General features: G+C 70.1%; 2 protein-coding genes. Both read left to right on the forward strand.

The genetic code is table 11. The features are described from left to right. Positions 1–2,940: SDR family NAD(P)-dependent oxidoreductase (locus KUF83_RS36255; RefSeq protein ID WP_217459306.1), on the forward strand; the 2,940-nt coding region annotated here is incomplete at its 5' end. A gap of 175 nt (positions 2,941–3,115) precedes the next feature. Next, the coding region (locus KUF83_RS36260) for a type I polyketide synthase (RefSeq protein ID WP_217459307.1) at positions 3,116–4,937 on the forward strand (1,822 nt) is incomplete at its 3' end.

Consider the following 4,937-nt stretch of genomic DNA (forward strand, 5'->3'; position numbering starts at 1 on the left):
GCCCGGGTGGTGGCGTTGCGGTCGAGGGCGATCGGTGAAGTGTTGGCGGGCGGTGGCGGGATGCTCGCGGTTCAGGCCCCGGCCGATGAGGTCGCGTCCTGGCTGCAGGAGATCGAAGGTGTCGGGATCGCGGCGGTGAACGGCCCCCGTTCGGTCGTTGTTTCCGGTACGCGTGAGGGTTTGGAAGCGTGTGTGGAGGTGTGGTCGGCGCGGGGTGTGTGGGTGAAGTGGGTTCCGGTGGATTACGCGTCGCATTCGGAGCAGGTGGAACAGGTCCGTGAGCGGATTCTGGCCGACCTTGCGGAGATCACGCCGTTGTCGGGTGGGGTGCCGATGCTGTCGACGATGACCGGCGAGTGGGTCGCAGACGCAGACGGCGGCCTGGGGGCCGGTTACTGGGTGGAGAACCTGCGTCGCCCGGTGCGGTTCGCCGACGCCACCCGTCGCCTTGCTGAGGAAGGCTTCGGTGCGTTTGTTGAGGTGAGTGCGCATCCGGTGCTGGTGATGGGCATCGAGGAGACGGTCGATGCGGCCCGTGCGGAAGCCGGCCCGGAGGATGCCGCGCCGGTGGTCGCGGTGGGGACGTTGCGCCGGGGTGAGGGTGGCTGGGATCAGTTCCTGCGCTCGCTGGCGGGTCTGTTCGTGCGTGGTGCTGCCGAGCCGGACTGGCAGATTCTCCTGGGTGGTCCCCACCCCCGGGTGGAGCTGCCCACCTACGCCTTCCAGCGTCGGCGTTTCTGGATCGAGAGTGTGAAGAAGGACCCGGTGGCCCAGGCCGCAGACCCGGTGGACGAGGCGTTCTGGGCGGCGGTGGAGAGCGAGGACATGGCCTCGCTCGCCGATAGCCTGCAGGTGGAGACCGATGCCCTCCGGGGCGTACTGCCCGCTCTCAACTCCTGGCGGGCGCGCAGGCGGGAAGAGTCGCTCGTCGACGGGTGGCGCTATCGCGAGGAGTGGAAGCCGGTGCCGGCGCCGGCCACCACCGTGGTCACCGGCGCCTGGACCGTCGCCGTCCCTACCACGCACCGTGACACCCCTGCCGTGAACGCGTTGCTGGACGGTTTGCGCCGCAACGGCGCCGACCTGCGCGTCATCGAGGTGTCCGGCGACGACGGCGAGGCTCTGACAGAGCAGCTGCGGGGTGACACGCCGGAAAGCGAGCAGCCGGTCGGTGTCCTCTCCCTGCTGGCCCTCGATGACCGCCCCCACCCCGGCCATCCGGAACTGACCGAGGGCATCGCGGCCACCATCGCACTCGTTCGGGCCCTGGACGCCCTGGAGGCGAACTCCCCTTTGTGGTGCGTCACTTCACAGGCCGTCGCCGCCATCGACTCCTCGGAGGTCGGCAACCCGGCGCAGGCGACCGTGTGGGGCATGGGGGCGTCGTTGGCGCTCGACCACCCCGACACCTGGGGCGGGCTGCTGGACCTGCCGTCGGAGATCGACGCGCGCACTGCCGACCTGTTGTGCGCCGTACTGGCCTCGGACGAGCCGGAGGACCAGATCGCGATCCGTACGGCCGGTCTCTTCGCCCGCCGTATGGTCCGGGCACGCCTCGATGACGCCATGACCCCGCCGGCGAGGTCGTGGCAGCCTCACGGCACCGTCCTGGTCACCGGCGGCACCGGCGGGATCGGCGCGCAGGTGGCGCTCCGGCTCGCTCGCGACGGCGTCGAGCACCTCGTGCTCACGAGTCGCAGTGGAGCCGAGGCCCGCGGTGCGGCCGGCCTGGAAGCGGAACTCGCCGTACTCGGCGCGAAGGTCACGTTCGCGGCCTGCGACATCGCCGACCGTGAAGCCGTACGCGAACTCATCGCGTCGCTGCCCGAAGCCGCACCGCTCACCGGCGTCTTCCACCTGGCCGGAGCGGTCCCGGAGGGGGAGCAGCGGCTCTCGGAGATCACGCTCGACGATTTCTCCCGGATGACCCGCGCCAAGATCGGCGGGGCCATGCACCTGGACGAACTGCTCGTGGACCGGGACCTGGAGGTGTTCGTCACCTTCTCCTCCGGCTCGGCCGTTTGGGGCAACGCCAACCAGGCCGCGTACGGCGGAGCCAACGCTTTCCTGGACGCCCTCGCCCACAACAGGCGCTCCCGCGGACTCCCCGCCACGTCCATCGCTTGGGGCCTGTGGGGCGGTGACGGCGCGGACGCCGACACCGACGCACAGCTGCGCCGCATCGGTGTCCGGGCGATGGAACCGCGCCTGGCCCTCGACATCCTGCGGCAAGTGCTCGATCACGGAACCGGGCACCTCATCGCCACGGACATCGACTGGCAGCGCTTCGCTCCGGTCTTCACCATCTCCAGGGCACGGCCCCTCCTCGACGGTCTCGCGGAGGTGCGCGCCGCACTGTCCGAGGGCACGGAGACGGCCGCACCGGACGAGGACACGACGGGGCAGGATTCGATCGCCGTACGCCTGGCCGGGCTCTCGCCCGCGGAACGCGACCACGCGCTTCTCGACGTCGTACGCACGCAGGTGGCCGCCGTGCTCCGGTACTCGGACGCCGCCGACGTGGAGCCGGACCATTCCTTCAAGGACCTCGGCTTCGACTCCGTGACCGCCGTCGAACTGCGCAACCGGCTCAACACGGCCTCCGGCCTGCGACTGCCCGCCACGACGGTCTTCGACTACGCCACCCCGCTCGCCCTGACGGCCCACCTCAAATCGGAGCTGTTCCAGGACGAGGGGGCGGCCGCGGGCGCAGTACCGCTCCTGGCCGAACTCGACCGGCTGGAAGCCTCGGTGACGTCGCTCCCGTCGGCGGACATCGAGCGGATGCGTCTCACCTCCCGGCTCCAGGGGCTGGTGACCAAGCTGAACGAGATCGTCGGCGCGGGTGTCCCGGAGACCGAGGCCCTCGCGGACAGGCTGGAAGCGGCCACAGCCGACGACATCTTCGACCTCATCGACAAGGACCTCGGGCTGGGCTGACCCAGAGATCAAGAGCCCTACAGGACACCAGCGGCGTCCTCGAACGGAGGACCGCCGGACCGCCTCGGCCCCCCATGGCTCCTGGCCGCCTCGGGGCTCCCGAGGCCTCCCCTCCCCGCGTCCCCGCATCCCTGACCTCCGGACGTTCCTCGTACCGAGATTGGTGTGGCACCAGATGTCGAACGACCAGAAGCTCCTGGACTACCTCAAGCGGGTCACGGCCGATCTGCACGCGACCCGGCAGCGGCTGCGCGAGGCCGAGTCGGAGGAGCACGAGCCGATCGCGGTCGTCGCCATGGGCTGCCGCTATCCCGGTGAGGTGCGGACCCCGGAGGACCTGTGGCGGCTTGTCGCCGAAGGCGGTGACGCCATCACGGAGTTCCCGGGCGACCGGGGCTGGGACTTCGACACGCTCCTCGGCGGCGACACGGGCGCCGTCGGGAGCACGTACGTGGCACGCGGTGGGTTCGTCCACGACGCGGCGGATTTCGACGCGGACTTCTTCGGGATCTCGCCGCGTGAGGCCCTCGCCATGGATCCGCAGCAGCGGCTCCTGCTGGAGCTTGCCTGGGAGACCAGCGAGCGGGCCGGCATCGATCCGCACAGCCTGCGCGGCGCGTCCGTCGGCGTCTTCGCGGGAACCAACGGCCAGGACTACGCCGACCTCATGGACCGTTCGCCGCAGGACACGGAGGCATACCTGGCCACCGGCAGCGTGGCGGCCGTGGTCTCCGGCCGCGTCTCGTACGTACTCGGCCTGGAAGGGCCGTCGGTGTCCGTGGACACCGCGTGCTCTTCCTCGCTCGTGGCCCTGCATCTCGCCTGCCAGGCACTCCGGCAGAAGGAATGCGCGATGGCCTTCGCGGGCGGGGTGACGATCATGTCGACACCCGGACCGTTCATCGCGTTCAGCCGACAGAGCGGCCTGGCGTCGGACGGTCGGTGCAAGGCCTTCTCCGACGACACCGACGGCACCGGCTGGGGCGAGGGTGCGGGCCTGCTCCTGCTTGAGCGGTTGTCGGACGCGCGGCGCAACGGTCACCAGGTGCTGGCCGTCATCCGCGGTTCGGCGTTGAACCAGGATGGTGCGAGCAATGGTCTGACGGCTCCGAACGGTCCGTCGCAGCAGCGGGTGATCCGTCAGGCGCTGGCGAATGCTGGTCTGACGGCGGCCGAGGTGGACGCGGTCGAGGCGCACGGTACGGGTACGACTCTGGGTGACCCGATCGAGGCACAGGCACTGCTCGCCACCTACGGCCAGGACCGCGAGGAGGACCGTCCGCTCTGGCTGGGCTCGATCAAGTCGAACATCGGGCACACCCAGGCGGCTGCCGGCGTCAGCGGCATCATCAAGATGATCATGGCCATCAGGAACGGGGTGCTTCCGAAGACACTGCATGTGGGTGAGCCGTCGAGTCATGTGGACTGGTCTGCGGGTGCGGTGGAGTTGTTGACGGAGGCGCGGGCGTGGCCGGAGGTGGGGCGTCCGCGGCGGGCGGGTGTCTCCTCCTTCGGGGTGAGTGGTACGAACGCGCATGTGATCGTGGAGCAGGCGCCGGTGGAGGAGCCTGTCGCGGAGGCTGGTGTCGAGTCGGGCGTGGCTGGGTTGCCGGTGCCGTGGCTGGTGTCGGGCAAGTCGGCGGAGGCACTGCGCGCGCAGGCGACGCGGTTGCTGGATCAGCAGATGTCCGCGGGATCCACTGCGGTGGACGTGGCGTTTTCCTTGGGTGTGTCGCGGGCTGGGTTGGAGCATCGGGGTGTGGTGCTGGGTTCCTCGCGTGCGGAGCTGCTTCGGTCGTTGGAGGTGCTGGCTGCTGGTGGTGAGGCGCCTGGGGTGGTGTCGGGCCGCGTCGTGGACGGTCGGCTGGCGTTCTTGTTCACGGGGCAGGGTGCTCAGCGGGTGGGGATGGGCCGGGAGTTGGCCGCGTCGTTCCCGGTGTTCGCGGAGTCGCTGGAGCGCACGTGTGACCTGTTGGACGTCGGCTTGGAGGACCTTG

This window comes from Streptomyces sp. BV286, assembly GCF_019090165.1.
GTDB lineage: Bacteria > Actinomycetota > Actinomycetes > Streptomycetales > Streptomycetaceae > Streptomyces.